The following is a 20,784-nucleotide window of genomic DNA, read 5'->3' as shown; positions in this document are numbered from 1 at the left end:
ACCCCCTAATGATGTTATCGTTACTCGTTACAGAAAACCGTTTTCCGTCAAAAACTGCTCGGTCAAGCGGGAAGATTGCGGTTTGCCGGGAGACTTCCGGAATCCCAGCAAATGCTCCACATATTTGCCCAATACGTCGCACTCCATATTGACCGTATCTCCCGCCTTCTTATGCTGAAGGACGGTTTCCGCCAGCGTATGCGGGATAATCGAGACGGTAAACGTTCCGTCATCGATATCGGCAATCGTCAAACTGATGCCGTCAAGCGTGACCGACCCTTGCGGGATCATGTATTTGAACAAATCGCCATTTTCCGGTCTTACTTGAAACAACACCGCATTCGCCTCGTCGACGCGTTTCAGAATCGTGCCTACCCCGTCCACATGCCCTTGAACGATATGTCCGCCGAAGCGGCCGTTCGCCTTCATCGCCCGTTCCAGATTGACGGGGCTTCCCGCTTGCAGCAGCTTCAAATTCGTATGCCGATACGTTTGCGGGGTAACATCGACGTGAAACGACGATTCATTGAATGCTGTAACCGTCAAACAGACGCCGTTGATCGCGATGCTGTCGCCGAGCGCCACGTCGTCCATAATTTTGGAGGCGCCAATCGTCAACACCATCGCCTCTCCTTTGCGGCCGATCCGCCATAGCGTGCCGATTTCTTCCACAATTCCTGTAAACATGCTCTCCGCGGCCTCCTTTCTAGCTTTTCGTTTCCGCGGCCTGCGGATATCCGCTTATCCATACGTTATCGCCAATCCGTTCGACGGCCATATCCGTCAACGCGATCGCATCGCTCATCCGCGCAAACCCGTCGAATTCGAAGCTGCCCGGCGCCTGCGCGCCTCCGATAATTTTCGGTGCGAAGATCAGCATCATTTTATCGACCAAGCCGGCGGCCAGCATCGCCCCGTTCAATTTGCCGCCGCCTTCCAGCAGGATCGAGGCGATCTCCCGCTCGCCGAGCAGTCGCATCGCCAGAGGCAGATCTACGGTCGGTCCGGGTCCGCAGCGAATCACTTCGGCGCCCCGTCCGCGCAGTTCCTCCGCCCGCCCCTCGCTCGCTCCGTCGGTTGTCAGAATCACGGTCTTGGCCAGGCCGTCATTCAACATTCGCGCCTCGCTTGGAATGCGCAGCGTCGAGTCGACGACGATCCGGATCGGGTGCAGCCCCGGAACCGGAAGCCTTGTCGTCAGCTGCGGATCGTCGGCGATCGCCGTTTGGGCGCCGATCATAATCGCTTGATGGCGATGGCGCAGCGTATGAACGATCTGCCGGGATTCCGCATTGGATATCCATTTGCTGTCTCCCGTTTTGGCGGCGATTTTGCCGTCAAGCGTGCTGGCCGTTTTCAACGTGACGAAAGGAAGCTTTGTCGTAATATATTTATTGAATGCTTCGTTCATTTGCTCGGCTTCGCGCTTCAACACGCCGACCTGCACTTCGATGCCATGCTCCCTAAGCTTCGCAATGCCCGATCCCGCCACTTGCGGATTCGGGTCGGCGCAGGCCACGACGACGCGCTTCACTTTGCTGTCGATAAGCCGATCGCTGCAAGGCGGCGTCTTGCCGTAATGGCTGCAAGGCTCGAGCGTAACATAGGCCGTACCGCCTTCCGCTTCTGCTCCGGCCATGCGAAGCGCGTGAACTTCCGCATGTTCTTCTCCGCGCTTTAAATGCGTGCCGAGGCCGACGATGCGGCCGTCCTTGACGACGACGCAGCCGACGACCGGGTTAATGCCGGTCTGGCCGAGCGCTTTCTCCGCCATTTGCAGCGCCATTCGCATATAGAACTCATCGCCAATCGTCTCCATCTTCTCACCACCGTCCCGATTTAAATTCATGAAAAAAAGCCCCTTTGGCACTCATTACCAAAGGGGCTTGTAGGACGAAATCAAAAAACGCAGCCGGTATCAAATAAGCGCATGTGCAAACAAGCCTGAGAAAGGGCGAACTTTCGCAGGAAAAATAAGCACTATTTTTTCATGTGAAAAAAAGTACGACTCTACCGATATCAAATTGAATCACTGCGTCTCCTTCTCCCATCCAGACTGTTACTGTCGGTCTCGGACTTGCACCGAGTCAACCGTCAAGAATCGTTCGATTCGAGCCGGGTCACGGACTGAACGCAATCGTAAGGATCGCGTATCACCGTCGGTAGGGAATTGCACCCTGCCCCGAAGGATTGATGTTTGCCAGTAAACATCTTGTATGAATAGTAGCACTAAAAAAATGAAAAAGCAAGGATATTCATCCTTGCGCATCCCCGTTCTACCGTTTATCATGCAAACGGCTATGCCCATCGTCTTTCCTATCGCAAAAATACGATTTCCGGACTGGCCGCGAAGCGCATAACGCCAAGCCCCGGCACATATGGTTTTACAAAACGCCATAGGTGAGAGGATGGTACGAATGGAGAAATTCGATTTAAGAACGACGATTAAAATTCGCAACCAGTTAGACCAGATGCATGTCATGTTAATGACGCATGCTCAGGACGGCAATCCGAACTTGCTGCGCATCGTCGACAATTTATGCGGCATCGCCGCCATGTTCGCGGATATGAAAGTGCAGGAACTGAAGGGCGACGTTCAAACTCCGGATCCGCAAGACTATATTCAGAAAAAACTGTCCCTGATCCGGAGCGAATTGGATACGTATTTCACGCACTCCAAAGTGTAGCCGCACGCCGATTTTACGGCACGCGGCCCGTTACGAACAAGACGAGAATTTGATTCGCGCCGGTACGCTTTAATACGAAATAGCCGGTTTGCGCCGCCGTCGCTATGCCTTCGTCGTTCGGCAGGCAATAACCGTGCGTCTCGCATGTGCCGTCGTCCCTCACCAATAGTTGTCCCAGCAAGCCGACCGCTTCCCATTCCGGCCGTTCGAACCGTGGAATATAAGGTTGTGCGGGATCCCATTCCGGATCGGTCTCCGCATGGAGAATCGTGCGTCTTGGAACGGCGACGTTTCCTTCCGGATCGTAGACTTCCTGCATCTCCGTTTCGATATACTGTTTCCTGCCCCATTCGTCCTTCTTATATCTTCGATGCCAACTGAGCCCTGCGCTATTGCCGACGACGCTGGGCGCCCCGCTGACGATGCCTAGGATAAAGCGGTCTTGCGAAGTCGCTTTGCGGATTTTGTCTTCATGCGCGGGCGTTACGAAATATCCGGGACCGATCGGTTGTCCGTCCGCCGTCTCGAACATTTCGGCATAATCCGCCGCGGGGCTTAAATAAGCGCCGTCCACGAACATATTGCCGGTCGAACCGCTGAATTTCGCCCCCAAACCGCGCGCGTTGGCCGCCGTCCCGTTGGCGACGAACCAGGAGTTCGCCTCGTTCGCATCGCCGAACCGGCCCATAATATGGGAATTGTCGAACGTTGCCGTGGACGTATCGAAACCTTCCGCATGCGAGAAGTTGCCTCCGGCTACCGTAGCCGCTCCTTCGGCATGCGCGGTTACGCCGATTGCAACCGTGCTTGCTCCTTCAGCATGCGATGCGAAGCCGCTTGCATTCGTGCTCGCCCCTTCCGCGTGCGCGGCAAACGCGGCGGTCACCGTAAGCGCCCCTTCGGCATGCGAACCTTCGCCGTTGGCCGTCGTTCCAATTCCTTCGGCGTGAGAGTTCGCCCCTGCGGCGGTGCTCCCCTCGCCTTCCGCATGCGACGACAGCCCGCTCGCCACGCATCGGGCGCCTTCCGCGTGGGACGCCGCCCCGCTCCTCGCCACGGTAATATTGCCTTCCGCATGCGAAACGATACCGCTGGCAAGCGTGCCCGAGCCTTCCGCATGCGCCCCGATCTGCGTCGCCTGGGTAACATTGCCTTCCGCATGCGAAGCAATGCCCATCGCCATGCAGTTAAAGCCTTCCGCATGCGAAGCAATGCCCATCGCCATGCAGTTAAAGCCTTCCGCATGCGCGTGATCCGCGCCGGCGACCGACGCCGCTCCTTCGGCATGCGAATTGGCGCCGGCCGCTTGCGTGCCGCTGCCTTCCGTATGCGACGCCACGCCGCTCGCCGTCGTGTTCACCCCTTCCGCATGCGAGGATCCGCCGCCGGCGAGGGTGCCGGAGCCTTCCGCATGCGCGGCCGCCGCGCCTGCCCGCGTGCTGAACCCTTCCGCATGGGAGAAGTCGGCGTTCGCCTGCGTGACGACCCCTTCGGCATGCGAAGCCGTTCCTATCGCTACGGTGCCGCTGCCTTCCGCGTGAGAGGCAACTCCGCTCGCGGTCGTATTCGCCCCTTCCGCAAAGGAGCAAACGCCGGAATTCACCGCATTACATCCATTTGCCATTTCTTTGTCTCCTTCCTGTAACGAAAGCATATCTATTACTATTCCGATTACTGCAGATTGGCAAGGGACAATAGAAACGGAACATAAGAAAAACCGCCGGACAAATCGCTCCAGCGGTTTACGCGGCGGTCGGCGCAACGGACCATTGAAAAACGCGCAACAGCGCGTTTAATCCGGTACGTGAACCGTACGGCAGATAAATCCGTGCATGAAAACGTACATAAAACCGTCATTCAAACCAGTACATAGCACCATATTCACAACCTTGCAAGAACCAGTACATAACACCGTACTTACAACTGCACAAGAACCGGTTAATTGCACCGTGCTTACATTCGCACAAGAACCGGTTCATAGCACCGACTTACACCCACACAAGAACCGGTTCATAGCGGCGATCATGAGACCAGCACACAGAACCGGGCTTAGAACCATGCACAAAACCAGTTTGTAGAACCGCTCGTTGAAGCATGAACGGCACTGGCGTTGCATTAACTTCTACCGCCCTGCTCTCCAAGTTCGCGGACACAGGAGACGCTAATTGTGACAAATGACCCGATTTCGGCCAGTTTGCGGACAGATGATCCTTTATTCATTGCAAAAGCGTAAAAATAAGCCCTGCGACGAACGAATAACGGAACCAATGCCCGCCGAAACAGCGAATAAGCGGTTTTGACGCAAAATAACGGTCGTACGGTCCGGATAACAATTTCTCAATGCAACGCCATTGCATGAACGGTAAAAACCGGCGTTATATCTCTACAATCCTCAGCTTGAATCTTACTAGCTCGAAAATTTGGCGTTAATTCCCGGGAAATCACCCAGTTTGATCGAACCGCTAGAATTTAGCTCCAGAAATTGGCGCAATTCTCAACCCTACCCGCCAATTCATGAAATTAGCGGTACAATTTACCGTTAATGAAGCGGAATTTGCCCCATCTTATACTTCGTATACTTCCACCGACTCCATCTTGTCGCGCCCTTGGAATGCGTCGACATGCTCCATCCCCTTGGCCACTTTGCCGAAAACGGTATGTTGTCCGTCCAAATGCGGCTGCGGCTGGTAGCAGATGTAGAATTGGCTTCCGCCCGTATTGCGTCCGGCATGCGCCATCGCCAGCGTGCCGCGTTCATGCTTGTTCGGGTTAATCTCGCAATTGATCGTATAACCCGGCCCGCCAGCGCCGGTGCCGTTCGGGCAACCCCCTTGCGCAACGAATCCTGGAATGACGCGGTGAAAATTCAAGCCGTTATAAAAGCCGGAATTCGCCAATTTCTCAAAATTGGCTACCGTATTGGGCGCATCTTTCTCGAAAAGGTCGATTACGATTTCCGCACCGTTCGCCATTTTGATTTTCGCTTGTTTTGCCATGAATAGAGCACTCCTTTAACAATGTGAATGCCTACATTTTACTATGAATCGGACGGTTATACAAATGCGACGGCGGCATCATCTTTACAAATACACGACGGAGTCGTCATGTTCGGTTCCGGTACCAACGAATCGTTTCCGCAATCGCTTCATCGTGCGGGGTTACATCGAGCCCGAATTCCCGCACATATTTGCTGTGATCGACCGTAAACGGTTCGGAGAATTGGTACATCATTTCTTTCATTTCGCGCATCATCGGATGGAACAGCCCCAGGCACGACACCAGCCCTTTGCCTGCGATGCGGTACTGCGACGCTATCCCCAATTGCTTGAAGATGCGTTCCGCAAGTTCATGCGTGCTTACCGTCTCGGCGGCAGGAATATGCCAGATTTGTCCTAACGCCTTGTCGTGCCGCCCCAAGACGGCCAGTCCGCGCGCGAAGTCGCGAATATACAGATGCGTATGCGGCAACTTCGGGTTGCCGAGAAGATCGGCCTTTCTGCCGGCAAGCGCATTGCCGAACACTTGCGCTCCCAATGCAGCGGTGAGTACGCCCGGACCGTAGAAGTCCGATCCGCGCCCGATAGCGGCCCGAACGGCTCCGTTTCGATGCGCTTCCATCAACATATCCGCCGCTTCGCCGCGAACCTTCGTTTTCCTCCCGACCGCCCGGTGAGGCAGCCCCTCGTGAATTTCCCCCTGCACCGGGCCGTACGCGTATAAATTATCCGCGTAAATCAATTTGGCATTCGCCGATGCGGCGCCTTCGATCATTCCCCGCATCATGGCCGGCATCGCGTCTTGCCATTCCGAATACGGCAATCCCATGCAATGATAGATCACGGTAGCGTCCTTACAAACTTCGCGAACCTCAGATTCTTCGCGCGCATCGCATTGCCGTCTTTCCGCCCCGTGCGGAATGTCGCGGAAGTTGCCGCTCCGATTGACGGCACGAACTTGTTTGCCTTGCGCTAGAAGCTCGCTTATCACCGCCTGGCCAAGCGCTCCTGCACCGAATACGACGTGCAATTCCTTATCCTGCATGCCTATTCTCCTCCTATCGTTTACATATGACTTTTCAACATTCGATATATCGCAGCATACGTTTTGTCCGCATCCGTCCGAACATAACCGAGCCGATCCTCAAGAAGCAACCCTAACAAATAGGTGGCCAATGCGGAACTAACCTCCGCCGCATCAATCGACGCGGGTATCGCCGAAGCGGCTTGCCCGACTTGGATCCAACGTTCAATCGCGCCTAGCAACGCTTCATGGAATTTGGATAGTATGGGCGTGACTTCGGAAGCGTCCTGAAAACCGATCAAGTAGAGCAGAATATCCCGGCAAACCCTGTCTTCCCCGATCATAAAGCCGTAGAAGCCGTCGACGATCGTCCGCAGCGGGCCGTCAAGCTCGCCTAGTTCCGTCTCGCACACTTTGGTGTGAAACCGTTCGTCGATCTGTTGAATCCTCTCCTGCAAAACGAGGCCGTAAAGCTCCTCCTTGCTTTTGACGTAATGATAAATGCCCCCCATCGATATTCCGGAGGCCTGGATCAGATCGCGAATCGTCGTTTTTTTGCAGCCTTTCTCTACGATAAGCCTTTCCGTCTCGCGCATTAAAAGCGTCAAGGTTGAACGATCGGCAATACCTGCCATATCCCATCTCCTCCTTCATCACAAACCGAACAACGTTCGGTATCAATTGTAACAGAACAATGTTCGGTCGTCAACAAAAACGAAAAAGACTGCCTTACAGTCATTCGACTGTAGGCAGTCCCGCATAGGGCTTTTATTTCGCCACCGCTTGTTTCCGAAGCCGTTCCGGCACGACATCGTTGCCTACGATATCGTCGAACGATTCGCGTTTGACGACGATGTCGGCTTCGCCGTTATGGACGAACACGACGCCCGGACGGCGAATCCGGTTATAATTGCTCGCCATTGCGTAATTGTAAGCTCCCGTGCACGACACGGCAAGGAGATCGCCGCTGACTACTTTCGGCAGTTCCACATCCCAAATAAGCATGTCGCCGCTTTCGCAGCATTTGCCCGCGATCGAGACGACCTCCTCGTTCGGTTCGCCGGCGCGGTTCGCAAGCAGCGCTTCATAACGGGATTCGTAAAGAGCCGGACGCGGATTGTCCGTCATCCCGCCGTCTACGGCCACATATTTGCGCACGCCCGGAATATCTTTCATCGTTCCGACCGTATATAGCGTCGTTCCCGCGTCGCCTACAATACTGCGGCCGGGTTCGACCCAAATTTCCGGCAAAGCTTCGCCGACGCCTGCGAAATGCTGTTTAACGGCATCGGTAATCGCTTTGACATATTGCGCTACCGGCAAAGGCGTATCCCCGTCCACATAACGGATGCCGAAGCCTCCGCCCAAGTTGACGACCTTCATCGCGACATGCAATTCCGCGTATACATTGCGCGCAAAAGCAGCGACTTTCTCGACCGCCATCTGGAATCCCTCGACTTCGAAAATTTGCGATCCGATATGGGAATGAACCCCCAGCAACTCGATATGCGGGAGCTGCGACGCTTGGCGCACCGCTTCGAACGCGGAGCCGTTGCCGATATCGAAGCCGAATTTCGAGTCGGTTTGTCCTGTCGAAATATATTCATGCGTGTGGGCCTCAACCCCCGGCGTGACGCGCAATAAAACATTGACGCGGCGGCCTTTCCCGCCCGCAATCGCATTCAGCATTTCCAATTCCACAAAGTTATCGACGACAAAACAACCGATTTCGGCGTCGATTGCCATTTCTATTTCGTCCGGCGTCTTATTGTTGCCGTGGAAGTGAATCCGCCCGACCGGAAATCCCGCCTTCAATGCGGTATGCAATTCCCCATCCGATACGACATCGAGCGACAGGCCTTCTTCCTCGACCAGGCGGCACATAGCCATGACGCAGAACGCTTTGCTCGCATATGCGACTTGAAACTTCAAGCCGGACGCGCGGAACGCCTCGATATACTCGCGGCACCGCTTACGAACCAAAGCTTCGTCCACAATATATAACGGAGTGCCGAATTTCTCCTTCAAATCCGCAACATCGCATCCGCCGATTTCCAAATGTCCACTTGCGTTAATTTTGCTGGTTCCATGTAAATGCATATCGTTTCTCCTCTACTTTCTTTGGTCTATCCGTTCACCCGCGCTGCGGACGCATAAGTCTCATTGTGATCGGTTCATTACAACTCAGTATACCAAAAATAAGAAAGCAGAGAAATGGACTAAACGACAATTCGTTTGTACTTTTTGACCAAGCATTTTTATTTCCGGGCCCGCCGCGGCATTTTCGTGCTATCGTCCGTTTTATTAAAACTCGGCCGCAGCTTCACATTGAGCACCGGCTTGCGGAAAACCGTACTTGTCAGCGCCTTTGCATTAAATGGTATAAACGGCCATAGATAAGAGGAATTGTACGACCGATGCGTAGCGAGCAGCAGAATGAACAGCGTCACTCCCACCACGAAGCCGGGCACGCCGAATATCGCTACGGCCACCAGCAGCGCCAGCCGCACGATCCGGTTGGCGAGCGCCAATTCATAGCTGGGCGTGGCGAACATGCCGATGGCCGCGACAGCCATCATAAGTACGACTTCGTTGACAAACAATCCTGCTTTTATCGCAATATCGCCGATCATAATGGCGGCGACCAAGCCCATTGCCGTCGCAAGCGGGGTCGGCGTATGAACGGCGGCTATGCGCAACAAGTCCACGCCGATGTCGGCGATAAGAAATTGGCCGATGATCGGAATTTTCCCCGTTTTATTCGGTCCGATAAATTCCAGAAACGCCGGCCCGATTCCCGGTTTCGTGGCGAGAAGAAGCCATAACGGCAACAGAAACAAGGAGACCGCGATGCCGAGGAAACGAACCCACATCATGTATGTTCCCATGAAAGGCGTCTGCCGGTTCTCTTCCACGTGTTGGCATAAATCGAAAAACGTGGTGGGCAGGACCATAACGCTTGGGGAGGTATCGACCATAAGAACGACGCAACCGCTCAACAGATGCGAGGCTACGACATCCGGACGTTCCGAATATCTTACAAGGGGATACGGAAACCACCCTTTATTGATAATCGCTTCTTCCAATTGTTTATCCGCGAGCGGCAGGCCGTCGATATTCACGTTCTCGATTTTGCTTCGTACGGACTCAACCAATTTCCCATCCGCGATATCGTCGATATATGCGATGCATACGTCCGTTCTCGTTCGCCGGCCGACCTGAACCAATTCCAACTTCAATCCGGGATCTCGGATGCGTCTCCGAACGAGCGCGACATTGGTCAGCAACGTTTCGGTAAAGCCGTCGCGGGCGCCCCGTACGACCCGTTCCAGCGAAGGCTCCTCCGGCCCTCTGCTCGGGAACACCTTCGCGTCGATAATGAGGGCGGCTTGCTCCTGGTCGACGAACAGCGCCGTTCCGCCGGCCAGGACGTAATTAATGGCCTCGCTCATTTTCGTCACTTTCTCCACTTGAATATGCGGAACGTAGCAATCCATGAAAGCTTTGATCGCATTGGCCGATATTTGCTCTTTATCCAAATAAGTAAGACGTTTCAATATTTCGGTCAACACGTCGTCCTTGGCAAACCCGTTGACGTAAAACAACCCGGTCCGCCTGCCGCCGAACGTCATTTCGCGAAAGACGAGGTCGAACGCATTGTCGAGCCCGACGACTTCTTTTAACGTACGTTTCGATTCGTCCAATTTTTTGGAAATCCGGTCCGTGTCTTGCCAGTAAACGACGGATTCCTCCAACGAATTCGAGATCTCCTCTTTCCTTTTGCGCTTCAATTCGCTGTTTTCGCCGTCCGGTCCGGCCATCTCCGGATGCTCGCCCGATGCGAGGACGGCAATCGGATCGGTATCCCGGTATTGATCTTGCGATGTCGTATCTTTATCCATAAGATGCATGCTCCTTACTATTGATGATAAACGAACCAATCGAACAGCGATCCGGCAATTTTTCCAAGGACCATGGCCAGCAGCAGTCCAAACATGTACGGGATAAGATGAAGCCGTTTGGCCAAGATCGGCAGAACGTTCAACACTTCCGTCAACGCCGCGGCAAGCATGCCGATGAACACGCCGTGAAACAAACCAACCGCGATTGTTGCAAGCTGCCCGGAGGGCACGATCCAATTCCAGAAGTCGGCGAACGTCCAATATAGCGCCCCGCTGACCATCGCTCCTTCGAACCAATGCACTTTATGGTACGAGCGCGTCAATTGGGCCAACCGGGGAATAATATCGAGTACGACGAACAGCGCCACCATGCCTCCTCCCACAGCGATTCCGCCCGCAAAACCGACAAAGGAGCTGAAAGCCGTTTTCAGTAAATCAGTCAATCCGTTCACCTTTTTCATGCAAGCGGCAATATTCTTCCGTAATGACAAATTGATTCAAATTTTCTTGATACAGAAACATTTCCACTTCCAGAGGCGTCGGCTCTTCGTTGAATTTTTTCTTGAACACATGGTTGAAGAATACGATCATCCCGAAGCCGATTCCTAGCGAGTATGCGAGTTGAAATAAATATGGATGTTCGTCTTTTTTGCCGGTAATCAATTCGACGATGCGCTGCTGAACCGGCATCATGCTGACATCGGCGTGAAAATTCATGATCGCCAAACCGGAACCGAAAAAAAGCAGCAGCCAAACAAGCAGAAACAGAACGATATTGGGGCGATTCGGGGCATCGCCGATTTCGACCAAGGTATGCGGTTCGCCGAAGTATTCCACCGCCATCTCGGGGACAACGCCCTTTACAAGGCGGACGATCTGCAGCATATCGACAAGCACGATGTTGCCGTCTTGCCGTTTCGGTCTGAAAACCTCCAAATCTTTTATTTTCGCCTCATATTCCGGTTCCGTGAGCAACTCCGCAATTTGCCCCAATATAATCGCTTCCCCTTTTCGCACCCGCACCCGTTTTCGCAAGCGAATATATAATGTGGGAGTGAGTTTTTGATGCAACTCGAATCACTCCTTTGCAAATCTTTCGTAGATGTAGTATGAGAAAATCCGGGCGAATCTAATCATTGGATTGGGGGAGCCGTTAACATTTGCCAGACGGGAGCGGAAGCGCGAATAAAATCAATCGAAAAAATCGATTTTATAGGCATAAATGCTTTGCGTTATTTCGACAATTGAATTATAATATATGTATAGATACTCATATAATCATGTTAGGCGGTGCGTTTATGGAGCAAACAGGGGATACGAAACAACCGTGCGAAACATTGGATGACGAGACGTTGTTTATGGTTTCGCAAACGTTCAAGGCGTTGTCGGATACGACGCGAATCCGGATATTGCATTTGCTGTCGCAAAAGGAATGCTCGGTGAACGAAATTGCCGATGAGCTGTCGCTGCTGCAATCGACCGTTTCCCACCAGCTTCGGTTTTTGAAAAACTTGCGGCTGGTGAAATTCAGACGGGCCGGCACGACGTTGTATTATTCCCATGACGATCAACACGTCATGGATTTGTTGTCGCAGGCGATTCACCACGCTTGTCACGACTAGCTACCTACTATCAACTGAAATGAGGGACCGGCATGTTGGAATTCAGAGTGAAAGGTCTGTCCTGCGCCAACTGTTCCCGCGAACTGGAACAAAAAATTCAAAAACTGGAACACGGCGAAGGATCTACATTAAGTTACAACACCGGCAAATTGAAGGTCGACGAACATATTTCGCTCGCCGAGGTTGAACAAATTTTGCGCAGCGACGGCGCTTATATCGATCAATCTTACGCGGGCGGAACTTCCCATCCGGAGCATGCGGGGCATCATCATCGGCACAGCCATGCCGGCGAACACGGAGCGCATGACCATTCCGCCGGCGACGGTCACAATCATAGCCATGGATCGACGAATCGAATGAAAGTATTGCTTATCGCCGCTGCGGCCGTATTCGTTCTTGCGATCGGATTGCAGCAATTCATACCGGACGTTGCGGCGATTGCGATGTATTTATTTTCGATTGCAATCAGCGGATATGTTACTTTTATGAAAGGTTTGCGCAATCTGGCGCGCTTCAAGTTCAATATCGACACGCTGATGACGATCGCGCTCATCGGCGCCGTGCTTATCGGCGAATGGAAAGAAGCGACGCTGGTCGCCATATTGTTCGGCTTGAACGAATTGCTGGAAGGCATGGGCATGGAAAAGGCGCGCCGTTCGATGGAGTCGCTGCTGCAAGTGGCGCCGAAGGAAGCCGTTCTTATCGCCGGCGGCCGGGAACGGGTCGTCCCGATTTCCTCGCTGGAAATCGGGGATATCGTGCTCGTACGCGCAGGCGAGAAAATTCCTTCCGACGGGACGGTTATCGCGGGCAGCAGTTCCGTCAACGAAGCGGCGATTACCGGGGAATCGCTTCCGGTAGATAAAGCGGAAGGACAACCCGTATTCGGAGGCAGCATTAATAACGAAGGAGTGCTGCAAGTTCGCATCGACAAGGCGTACAAAGATTCTTCCCTGGCCAAAATATTGCATCTGGTCGAGGAAGCGCAAGAAACGAAAACGCCGACGGAATTATTCATCAATCGATTCGCCAAATATTATACTCCGCTTATTCTCGCCGTCGCCATATTGGTCGTGCTCGTGCCTCCTTTGCTGCTCGGGGGCGACTGGAAAACATGGCTCTATCAAGGCTTGGCGGTATTGATCGTCGGATGCCCGTGCGCGCTGATCTTATCTTCGCCGATCGCGCTCGTGTCGGGAATTACCCGCAATGCGCGCAACGGCATTCTCGTCAAAGGCGGCGTATTCCTGGAACAGCTCGGCAAAATCGATACGCTCGCCTTCGATAAAACGGGAACATTGACTTTGGGCGAGCCGCATGTCGAGCAAACGGCCGTTTACGACAAGGAGCGCTTCTACTCCATCGCTGCGGGCATCGAGAAAACGTCCTCTCATCCGCTTGCAAAGGCCGTCATGAAGCATGTGGAGAAGGTCGGGGCTGCCGCCGCCGAACCGGAAGACATTCGTACCTTGTCCGGCCAAGGGATAGAAGCGCGGATCGACGGCCGAACCTATTATCTCGGCAATGAAAAAAGCGTCGAATCCGTTCCGAAAAGCCAGGCGGCGCGGAAAGATATCGAAAGGTTGAAAGCGGAAGGTTTGACGCTCGTCATCGTCGCCGATGAACACGGCATACTGGGCGTGTTCGGAATCGCCGACGAAATCCGCCCGGAGAGCGCGGAAACGGTGGCCGCCCTTCATCGCAGCGGCATCCGCCGCACGGTCATGCTGACCGGCGACCATCAGCGCACCGCCGAGAAGGTTGCCGCAGCGGTAGGCGTTACTTCCTGCTACGGCGGACTGCTTCCGGAGCAAAAAGTGGAGAAAATCAAAGAGCTCGCTTCCGACGGCCAAGTGGCGATGATCGGCGACGGGATCAACGATGCGCCGGCTCTCGCTTCCGCCGGGCTTGGCATCGCGATGGGCAAAGGCACCGACAGCGCCATCGAAACGGCGGACATCGTATTGATGCAAGATCATCTCGGCAAACTTCCCGAAGCGATTTCGATCGGCAAAAAGGTGAACCGCATCATCAAGGCGAATATTGCGCTTGCGCTCGGCTTGAAGCTGATCGCCCTGCTGCTCACCATTCCGGGGCTGCTGACGCTTTGGATCGCGATCTTGTCCGATATGGGCGCGACCATCATCGTCACGCTGCTTAGCTTGACCGTGCTGCTGGATCGCAAGCGCAGAGCGGAAACGCGAATATAACGAAACAAGGGGCGCACCCGCGCCCCTTACTTCATCTGCAACATTATTTTGCATAACCGGCAAACGATAACTCAATCCCCCTGTTTCAGAAGTTCTTCCACCCGAATATCCCTGATCGATGTTACAATGACATCCGCATTCGATAAGTCTTGATTCCCGGAATTCGGATTGTCGAATCCGATACATTTCATTCCCGCCGCTTTGGCCGCCGCGACTCCATGCATGGAATCTTCAAGCACGACGCATTGGCCGGGACGTACTTCCAGCAGCTTGGCCGCTTCCAAATATACATCGGGCGCAGGTTTGCCTTTGTTCACTTCCTCGCCGCTCACAATGCGGGCAAACTCGCCTACGATACCGAACTTTTGCAGAACCGCCATAATAAATGCGCGCGGTGACGAGGAAGCGAGCGCCATCGGGATTCGGAATCTCTTCAACTCGGAGATTAAATTCGCAATTCCGTCGATCGGGCCAATATCAAGCGATCTCAACCTTTCAATTTTCAGCGATAATTGATATTCGATAATTTCCGAAACCGACTGCCGCATTTGATATTCCCGCGTAAGAATGTCCCACATCTCGGGATTCGTCATCCCTACGAATCTTTCAAGTTCGGTCTGGGTGATCTCAATCCCGAAATGTTTCATCGTATGGATATCGACTTCGAAATGAAGCGGCTCGCTGTCGATAATCACTCCGTCCATGTCAAAAATAAATGCTTCCATCAAGTATGCTCTCCTTCGTTATGCGATATTGTTATGGCGGTTCATCGAACCTTCGTTTGAGCGGCGCGGCAGAAACGTTCCAACGCTTCATGCAGCACGGAACGCGGACAGGCATAATTGATTCTGATATACCCCAGTCCCGTTTCACCGTATATCGATCCTTCCGTAAATGCGACTTTCGCTTGCTTGAACATCAGATCTTTGATCTCTTCGGCACTGCCAACCAAATTACGGTAATCGACCCATAACAGATAGGTTCCTTCCGGGCGAATGGCCTTCACTTGCGGCAAGTGGCGTTCCAAATAATCGATCGCGAATTGAACGTTCCCCTGCAGGTAGACGAGCAGTTCGTCAAGCCACTCCTCCCCATCGTTATATGCGGCAGTCACTGCGTCCACATTAAAGTATGGCATTGAATGGAGGCTTAACATCTTAAGGCGATCATCGAAACGCCGCTTCAATTCGCGGTTGGAGATCGCTACGAACGAACTTTGCAATCCGGGCAAGTTAAACGTTTTGGTCGGCGCCGTCGCAGTAACCGTTTGTGCCGCAATTTCTTCAGACAACGATGCAAACGGAATATGCTTATATCCCGGCAGCACCAAGTCGCAATGAATTTCATCGGAGATGATCAGCACATTGTATTTCAAGCACAACTCGCTCAATTTTTGCAGTTCCTCGCGCTCCCACACTCGTCCCACCGGATTATGCGGGCTGCACAACAGCATGGTTTTGGCCCCTTGTTTCATTAATTGTTCAAGATGCCCATAATCCATTTCATATCGGCCATTGTTGATGATCAACGGACTTTCGGCGATTTTCCGCCCGTTCAACCGAATAACGTCATAGAAAGGATTGTAAACCGGGGATTGCAAAATGACTTGTTCGCCGGGAGCGCTGTACAAATCGATCGCCAAACTAAGCGCGGTAACGACGCCAGGCACATCCGCAAGCCAAGCGGGTTCAAGCGACCATCCATGCCTTCTTGCAAACCAGTTGACGATCGCCGCTTCGTATTCCGAAGATCGTATCGTGTATCCGTAGGTTCCTTGCATCGCCCGCTTGATCAACGCCTCCTTGACGGCAGGCGGGCTTTCAAAATCCATATCGGCAACCCAGAGCGGAAGGATATCTGCATCCCCGAACAATTGCTTCGTCTGGTCCCATTTGTACGAGTTCGTATTTCTCCGGTTTACGACGAGATCAAAATTGTATTTCATTAAGCATCACCTCATGGTCTGTTCTGTTTATATCGTACATGATTCGCAAGCAAACCGCCAAACCTTCTACTTCATTACATTAAATTCATAAGGATCGGACGATATTTTAAAATGATAGCTCTTACCCTCGTATCGAATTGTAAATTGCGCATGAGCCACAACGGTATACTCCCCCGGTTCTTTGACGGTCAATTCGTTTAGCGGAATGCTGGTGTGCTCGCGGCCGTCATAGCTGTATGCCGCATCGGGCGATAATGTCGTCCCGATTCCGATACTCGTAACGGCGATCGTGTTCCATTCTTGGAGAACAGGCCTATCGTTCCCGTCGTAAATGGAGTAGGTAAACATATCGGCGCCATGTTCCATCTCCCATGCGGTTGGACTCTTATTGATCAAAGCCCCTTCTGCCTTAAACGGTTGCTCTGCCGTAATCCCGGGCGGAACGGTTACTTCGATACGAAACATCGATTCGTCCGGACCGGGGGCAGGTCGATTCTCGCCACTGCGAACGGCTTCCTGCCGAGCGGCCGGCGCCGCCTCCGGCGAACCGTTCCCTCCCGTACAACTCGTCAAAATAAAACAAGCAAAGGATAGGACGATCAGAAATTTGAAAGCGATGGCCAACACCTCCTTCCATATTTTACACATCTGCGACTATTATAACTAGGCTCGGATTTCTCAACAATGATGTCGGCCGGGCGGCGCTTTTCACTCCGTCCAGGTCGTCCTTATATAACCTATCTTCATTCCGGCCCGCTCCATATTACGATGGCTTTGCGACAAAAAAGCGCATTGGCTTACGGCAAGCTTGCAACCGTTCCGTTTGGCTTCGCGAATTCTTCTTTGCAATAGCGTTTGCTGCAATCCTTGATTTCGATACTCGGGCAAAGTCGCCGCGAACGTTAATGAAGCGATGCGGTCCTTTATATACATAACCCCTACCGCTGCCGGGTTTTCATCCATGTAGGCGATGTAAAATTTCCAGCCGGGCCGATTGTACAGGACTTTATTATTCTCCGCAACGTACGGAATTCCGTCGTCTGTTAATCCCGTTCCTCTGCAATGAATGGTCGCATAGAGATCAAATTGATCTTCCCTTAACTCATGAATTGCAATGCGGTCCCGGTTGTCGTCTGCATTTTCTGTCGGTTCGATATATAATGACGTATGAAACCCGGATTGATAAAAGCCGCGTTCGGACAATGCCTCCAGTAGATTCCGGTCTTCGCGGGAAGGAATAATTTCGAATTGGGCTTTCCGGTCTCTCGTCCGATAAAAATGAATAATCCGGTCCAGATATTCCAGGTCGCCGCCGCCGATTCCTTTGACAGTATTAAACGTTGGCCAGGGCATGGTTCTGCTGTATAAACAAAGCGCATTTCCGAAATATTGCATTTCTATCCCTTCGGGATTACCGCTTCGATCCCGGATTGCGGCCATACGGTCATACATATACGCTAATTCCGATAATTCGATTTCTCTAATCAACTGTTCAGATGGGAGTAAGGAAGTCATAACTCACCTCAATCCTATTTCTTCGAAATAAGTACCGCATTCTAATCGTTGCGATGTTCCATGTATGCGAAATTCCTCTACCTATTGTACCATCTTCCCCCAACATTAGCATGGAATACCCGGACTTTTTGCAGAAATCCCGCACCGATCGCGATCGGCTTCATGGCTAACATGGTATTGTTCAACTAGCATCGTTTCTATATTATAATAAGAGATAATCTCGCGGGACTATTTACGCCAATCTCTTAATCTCTCGCTATTAGGCCAGGAGACCAGCAAAACGATGAGTTCAAGCAATTGTCATATTTATCCGCCATTTCGGACACAATAAGGACACTTGACAAATGCAGTTTAATATAATTAATATTAGATTATAATAATTACAAATACCTTGAAGGAGGAAATATCAATCATGTCATTAATTGGAAAAGAAGTACTGCCATTCAAAGCTCAAGCCTACCATAACGGTGACTTTATCGAAGTAACGGAAGCGAATTTCAAAGGCAAATGGAGCATCGTTTGCTTCTACCCGGCTGACTTTACATTCGTTTGCCCAACCGAGTTGGAAGATCTGCAAAATCAATATGCAACATTGAAGGATCTTGGGGTTGAAGTTTACTCTGTTTCGACGGATACTCATTTTACACATAAAGCATGGCACGACACCTCAGAAACGATCGGCAAAATTACTTACATCATGATCGGCGACCCGTCGCACACGATTTCCCGCAACTTCGACGTGCTGAACGAAGAAGATGGCCTTGCGGATCGCGGTACGTTTATTATCGATCCGGACGGCGTCATCCAAGCCGTTGAAATTAACGCAGGCGGTATCGGCCGCGATGCGAGCACTCTCATTAACAAAATCAAGGCAGCCCAATACGTCCGCAACAACCCGGGCGAAGTTTGCCCGGCCAAGTGGCAAGAAGGTTCTGCGACGCTTAAGCCAAGCCTTGATCTAGTCGGAAAAATTTAAGGAGCGGGTGAAAAATGGCACTGGACGCGGATATAAAAGCACAATTAGCACAATATCTTCAACTGATGGAAAACGATGTAGTGCTAAAAGTCAGCGCTGAGTCCGATGCCGTATCTATTGACATGCTGGCGCTGGTGGATGAAATCGCCGGCATGTCATCTAAAATTACGGTAGAAAAAACCCGATTGCCTAGAACGCCAAGTTTTAGTGTGAATCGTACGGGCGAAGATACTGGCGTGACGTTTGCCGGAATTCCTTTGGGTCACGAGTTTACTTCATTGGTGCTTGCTCTGCTGCAAGTTAGCGGAAGAGCGCCGAAAGTGGAACAAGACGTCATTGACCAAATTAAAAACATTCGCGGCGAATATCACTTTGAATCCTACATCAGCTTGACCTGCCAAAACTGTCCTGACGTTGTGCAGGCGTTGAACTTGATGAGCATCCTCAATCCGGGCATCACGCATACCATGATTGACGGAGCTGCGTTCAAGGAAGAAGCCGAGAGCAAGAACATCATGGCGGTACCGACGGTGCTCCTCGACGGAGAGTTTTTCAGCAGCGGCCGTATGTCGCTGGAGGAAATTCTCGCCAAGTTGGGTGATGCTCCGGACGCTTCGGAATTTGACAATAAGGATCCATTCGACGTTCTTGTTGTCGGGGCGGGCCCAGCCGGCGCTAGCGCAGCGATCTATGCGGCGCGCAAAGGCATTCGCACAGGCATCGTAGCCGAACGCTTCGGCGGTCAAGTCTTGGATACGCTCGGCATCGAGAACTTTATCGGCGTCAAATATACGGAAGGTCCGAAACTTGTGGCGACGATTGAAGAACATGTGAAAGAGTACAACATTGACGTCATGAAACTGCAGCGTGCCAAACGTTTGGAGAAGAGAGACTTCATCGAAGTTGAACTTGAAAACGGCGCTGTTCTGAAGAGCAAGACCGTCATCATTTCGACAGGCGCCCGTTGGCGCAATATCGGCGTACCTGGCGAAGCAGAGTACAAGAATAAAGGCGTGGCCTACTGTCCTCATTGCGACGGTCCTTTATTCACCGGGAAAGACGTTGCGGTCATTGGCGGCGGCAACTCCGGTATTGAGGCGGCGATCGACCTCGCCGGCATTGTGAAGCATGTTACGGTGCTTGAATTCATGCCGGAACTGAAAGCCGACGCCGTATTGCAAGATCGTCTTTATAGCCTTCCTAACGTAACGGTCCTTAAAAACGTTCAAACGAAAGAAATTACCGGCACTGATAAAGTAAACGGCATTACCTACATTGAGCGTGACACGGGAGCGGAACGTCATATTGAATTGCAGGGCGTATTTGTTCAGATCGGTCTTGTACCTAATACGGATTGGTTAGAAGATACCGTGGAGCGTACTCGCTTCGGGGAAATCGTAGTCGACCGGCATGGCGCTACAAACGTACCGGGCGTATTTGCGGCAGGCGACTGCACCAATAGTCCCTACAAGCAGATCATTATATCGATGGGATCCGGCGCAAATGCTGCCTTGGGCGCATTCGATTATCTCATTCGAAATTAAGAAACGAAGTGGAACGAATAGAAAGTCGCTAGCTACTCACTGTAGTTTGGCGACTTTCTTGCTTTCGGCATAACAGAATAAGGTTTCCATACTAGGCGGCCGGGCTATTATTCTTGTTCGTCCCATTTCCTGGAGTAAGCCTTCTTCGTGACCCAGAAAGTGATATAACTGATAAGAAAAATGATGATGATCGAGCTAATCCATACGCCAATCGGCACATCCATTGAACTCCCCCCCCAACGATGCACGATCCTTTATTCAATCATTATGAAACACCATTCTACTGTCTCTATCTACTTTAACATAGAGCCCGCCCTTTAACCATAAGCCGACCGAATTTGATATGGCTCATAACGACTCGCT

Annotated in this window: 19 protein-coding genes and 1 riboswitch; of the genes, 5 read left to right on the top strand and 14 right to left on the bottom strand. The window is 52.1% G+C overall.

Translation table 11 applies throughout. The features are described from left to right. Window positions 1–27: 27 nt before the first annotated feature. Both ribE and ribD read right to left on the bottom strand, forming a co-directional pair. On the bottom strand, window positions 28–687 hold the full coding sequence (gene ribE / locus LQ229_RS05785) for a riboflavin synthase (RefSeq protein ID WP_216539849.1): 660 nt from the start codon (window positions 685–687) through the stop codon (window positions 28–30). 19 nt (window positions 688–706) lie between these two features. Next, window positions 707–1,819 (bottom strand): bifunctional diaminohydroxyphosphoribosylaminopyrimidine deaminase/5-amino-6-(5-phosphoribosylamino)uracil reductase RibD, encoded by a 1,113-nt coding sequence (gene ribD / locus LQ229_RS05780; protein WP_216539881.1) that lies wholly within the window; start codon window positions 1,817–1,819, stop codon window positions 707–709. A gap of 216 nt (window positions 1,820–2,035) precedes the next feature. Further along, window positions 2,036–2,194, bottom strand: a riboswitch (FMN riboswitch). Between the two features lie 223 nt (window positions 2,195–2,417). Between ribD and LQ229_RS05775 the strand changes: the two genes are divergently transcribed. Further along, entirely contained in the window at window positions 2,418–2,687 is a 270-nt protein-coding gene (locus tag LQ229_RS05775; RefSeq protein ID WP_216539848.1) for a hypothetical protein, read from the top strand. 13 nt (window positions 2,688–2,700) lie between these two features. On the opposite strand, the gene LQ229_RS05770 is transcribed toward LQ229_RS05775, so the two are convergent. The 8 genes from LQ229_RS05770 to LQ229_RS05735 form a co-directional block, all read right to left on the bottom strand. Further along, the gene (locus LQ229_RS05770) at window positions 2,701–4,311 is read right to left on the bottom strand and encodes a peptidase G2 autoproteolytic cleavage domain-containing protein (RefSeq protein WP_230191159.1); all 1,611 of its coding nucleotides are present in this window, start codon (window positions 4,309–4,311) and stop codon (window positions 2,701–2,703) included. Between the two features lie 940 nt (window positions 4,312–5,251). Further along, on the bottom strand, window positions 5,252–5,683 hold the full coding sequence (locus LQ229_RS05765; RefSeq protein ID WP_216539846.1) for a peptidylprolyl isomerase: 432 nt from the start codon (window positions 5,681–5,683) through the stop codon (window positions 5,252–5,254). Between the two features lie 106 nt (window positions 5,684–5,789). Next, on the bottom strand, window positions 5,790–6,728 hold the full coding sequence (locus LQ229_RS05760) for an NAD-dependent epimerase/dehydratase family protein (RefSeq protein WP_230191158.1): 939 nt from the start codon (window positions 6,726–6,728) through the stop codon (window positions 5,790–5,792). Between the two features lie 20 nt (window positions 6,729–6,748). Beyond that, window positions 6,749–7,342, bottom strand: coding sequence for a TetR/AcrR family transcriptional regulator (locus LQ229_RS05755; RefSeq protein ID WP_230191157.1), 594 nt, complete (start codon window positions 7,340–7,342; stop codon window positions 6,749–6,751). Window positions 7,343–7,475: 133 nt separating this feature from the next. Further along, the gene (lysA, locus tag LQ229_RS05750; RefSeq protein WP_216539844.1) at window positions 7,476–8,807 is read right to left on the bottom strand and encodes a diaminopimelate decarboxylase; all 1,332 of its coding nucleotides are present in this window, start codon (window positions 8,805–8,807) and stop codon (window positions 7,476–7,478) included. A gap of 158 nt (window positions 8,808–8,965) precedes the next feature. Further along, window positions 8,966–10,528, bottom strand: a complete 1,563-nt coding sequence (locus tag LQ229_RS05745; RefSeq protein WP_230191200.1) for a spore germination protein — start codon at window positions 10,526–10,528, stop codon at window positions 8,966–8,968. Window positions 10,529–10,626: 98 nt separating this feature from the next. Next, a complete protein-coding gene (locus LQ229_RS05740; RefSeq protein ID WP_216539842.1) occupies window positions 10,627–11,070 on the bottom strand; it encodes a stage V sporulation protein AB in 444 nt (147 codons plus the stop codon). Further along, entirely contained in the window at window positions 11,045–11,680 is a 636-nt protein-coding gene (locus LQ229_RS05735; RefSeq protein ID WP_216539841.1) for a stage V sporulation protein AA, read from the bottom strand. Before LQ229_RS05735 ends, LQ229_RS05740 begins: the two co-directional genes overlap by 26 nt. Window positions 11,681–11,907: 227 nt before the next feature. On the opposite strand from LQ229_RS05735, the gene LQ229_RS05730 reads away from it, so the two are divergent. Beyond that, the gene (locus LQ229_RS05730; RefSeq protein ID WP_216539840.1) at window positions 11,908–12,231 is read left to right on the top strand and encodes a metalloregulator ArsR/SmtB family transcription factor; all 324 of its coding nucleotides are present in this window, start codon (window positions 11,908–11,910) and stop codon (window positions 12,229–12,231) included. Window positions 12,232–12,263: 32 nt separating this feature from the next. Next, complete coding sequence (locus LQ229_RS05725) at window positions 12,264–14,441, top strand: heavy metal translocating P-type ATPase (protein ID WP_230191156.1); 2,178 nt, start codon at window positions 12,264–12,266, stop codon at window positions 14,439–14,441. A 71-nt stretch (window positions 14,442–14,512) separates the two neighbouring features. Here the strand turns inward: LQ229_RS05725 and LQ229_RS05720 are convergent, their stop codons facing one another. The 4 genes from LQ229_RS05720 to LQ229_RS05705 form a co-directional block, all read right to left on the bottom strand. Next, complete coding sequence (locus tag LQ229_RS05720; RefSeq protein WP_230191155.1) at window positions 14,513–15,166, bottom strand: HAD family hydrolase; 654 nt, start codon at window positions 15,164–15,166, stop codon at window positions 14,513–14,515. 41 nt (window positions 15,167–15,207) lie between these two features. After that, window positions 15,208–16,386, bottom strand: a complete 1,179-nt coding sequence (locus tag LQ229_RS05715; RefSeq protein WP_230191154.1) for a MalY/PatB family protein — start codon at window positions 16,384–16,386, stop codon at window positions 15,208–15,210. A gap of 66 nt (window positions 16,387–16,452) precedes the next feature. Then, window positions 16,453–17,034 (bottom strand): hypothetical protein, encoded by a 582-nt coding sequence (locus LQ229_RS05710; RefSeq protein ID WP_230191153.1) that lies wholly within the window; start codon window positions 17,032–17,034, stop codon window positions 16,453–16,455. A gap of 60 nt (window positions 17,035–17,094) precedes the next feature. Then, complete coding sequence (locus LQ229_RS05705; protein WP_356709735.1) at window positions 17,095–17,739, bottom strand: GNAT family N-acetyltransferase; 645 nt, start codon at window positions 17,737–17,739, stop codon at window positions 17,095–17,097. 574 nt (window positions 17,740–18,313) lie between these two features. Here LQ229_RS05705 and ahpC point away from each other — a divergent pair. Together ahpC and ahpF are read left to right on the top strand one after the other, a co-directional pair. Further along, window positions 18,314–18,877 (top strand): alkyl hydroperoxide reductase subunit C, encoded by a 564-nt coding sequence (gene ahpC, locus LQ229_RS05700; protein WP_216539834.1) that lies wholly within the window; start codon window positions 18,314–18,316, stop codon window positions 18,875–18,877. A gap of 14 nt (window positions 18,878–18,891) precedes the next feature. After that, window positions 18,892–20,421: an alkyl hydroperoxide reductase subunit F gene (ahpF, locus tag LQ229_RS05695; RefSeq protein ID WP_216539833.1), complete on the top strand. Its 1,530-nt coding sequence runs from the start codon at window positions 18,892–18,894 to the stop codon at window positions 20,419–20,421. The last annotated feature ends 363 nt before the right edge of the window (window positions 20,422–20,784 follow it).

Origin of the sequence: Paenibacillus sp. CECT 9249, assembly GCF_918697855.1 — a bacterium.
Lineage (GTDB): Bacteria > Bacillota > Bacilli > Paenibacillales > Paenibacillaceae > MSJ-34.
The sequence above is the reverse complement of the archived record's forward strand: the minus strand, read 5'-3'. Positions and strand labels throughout refer to the sequence as shown.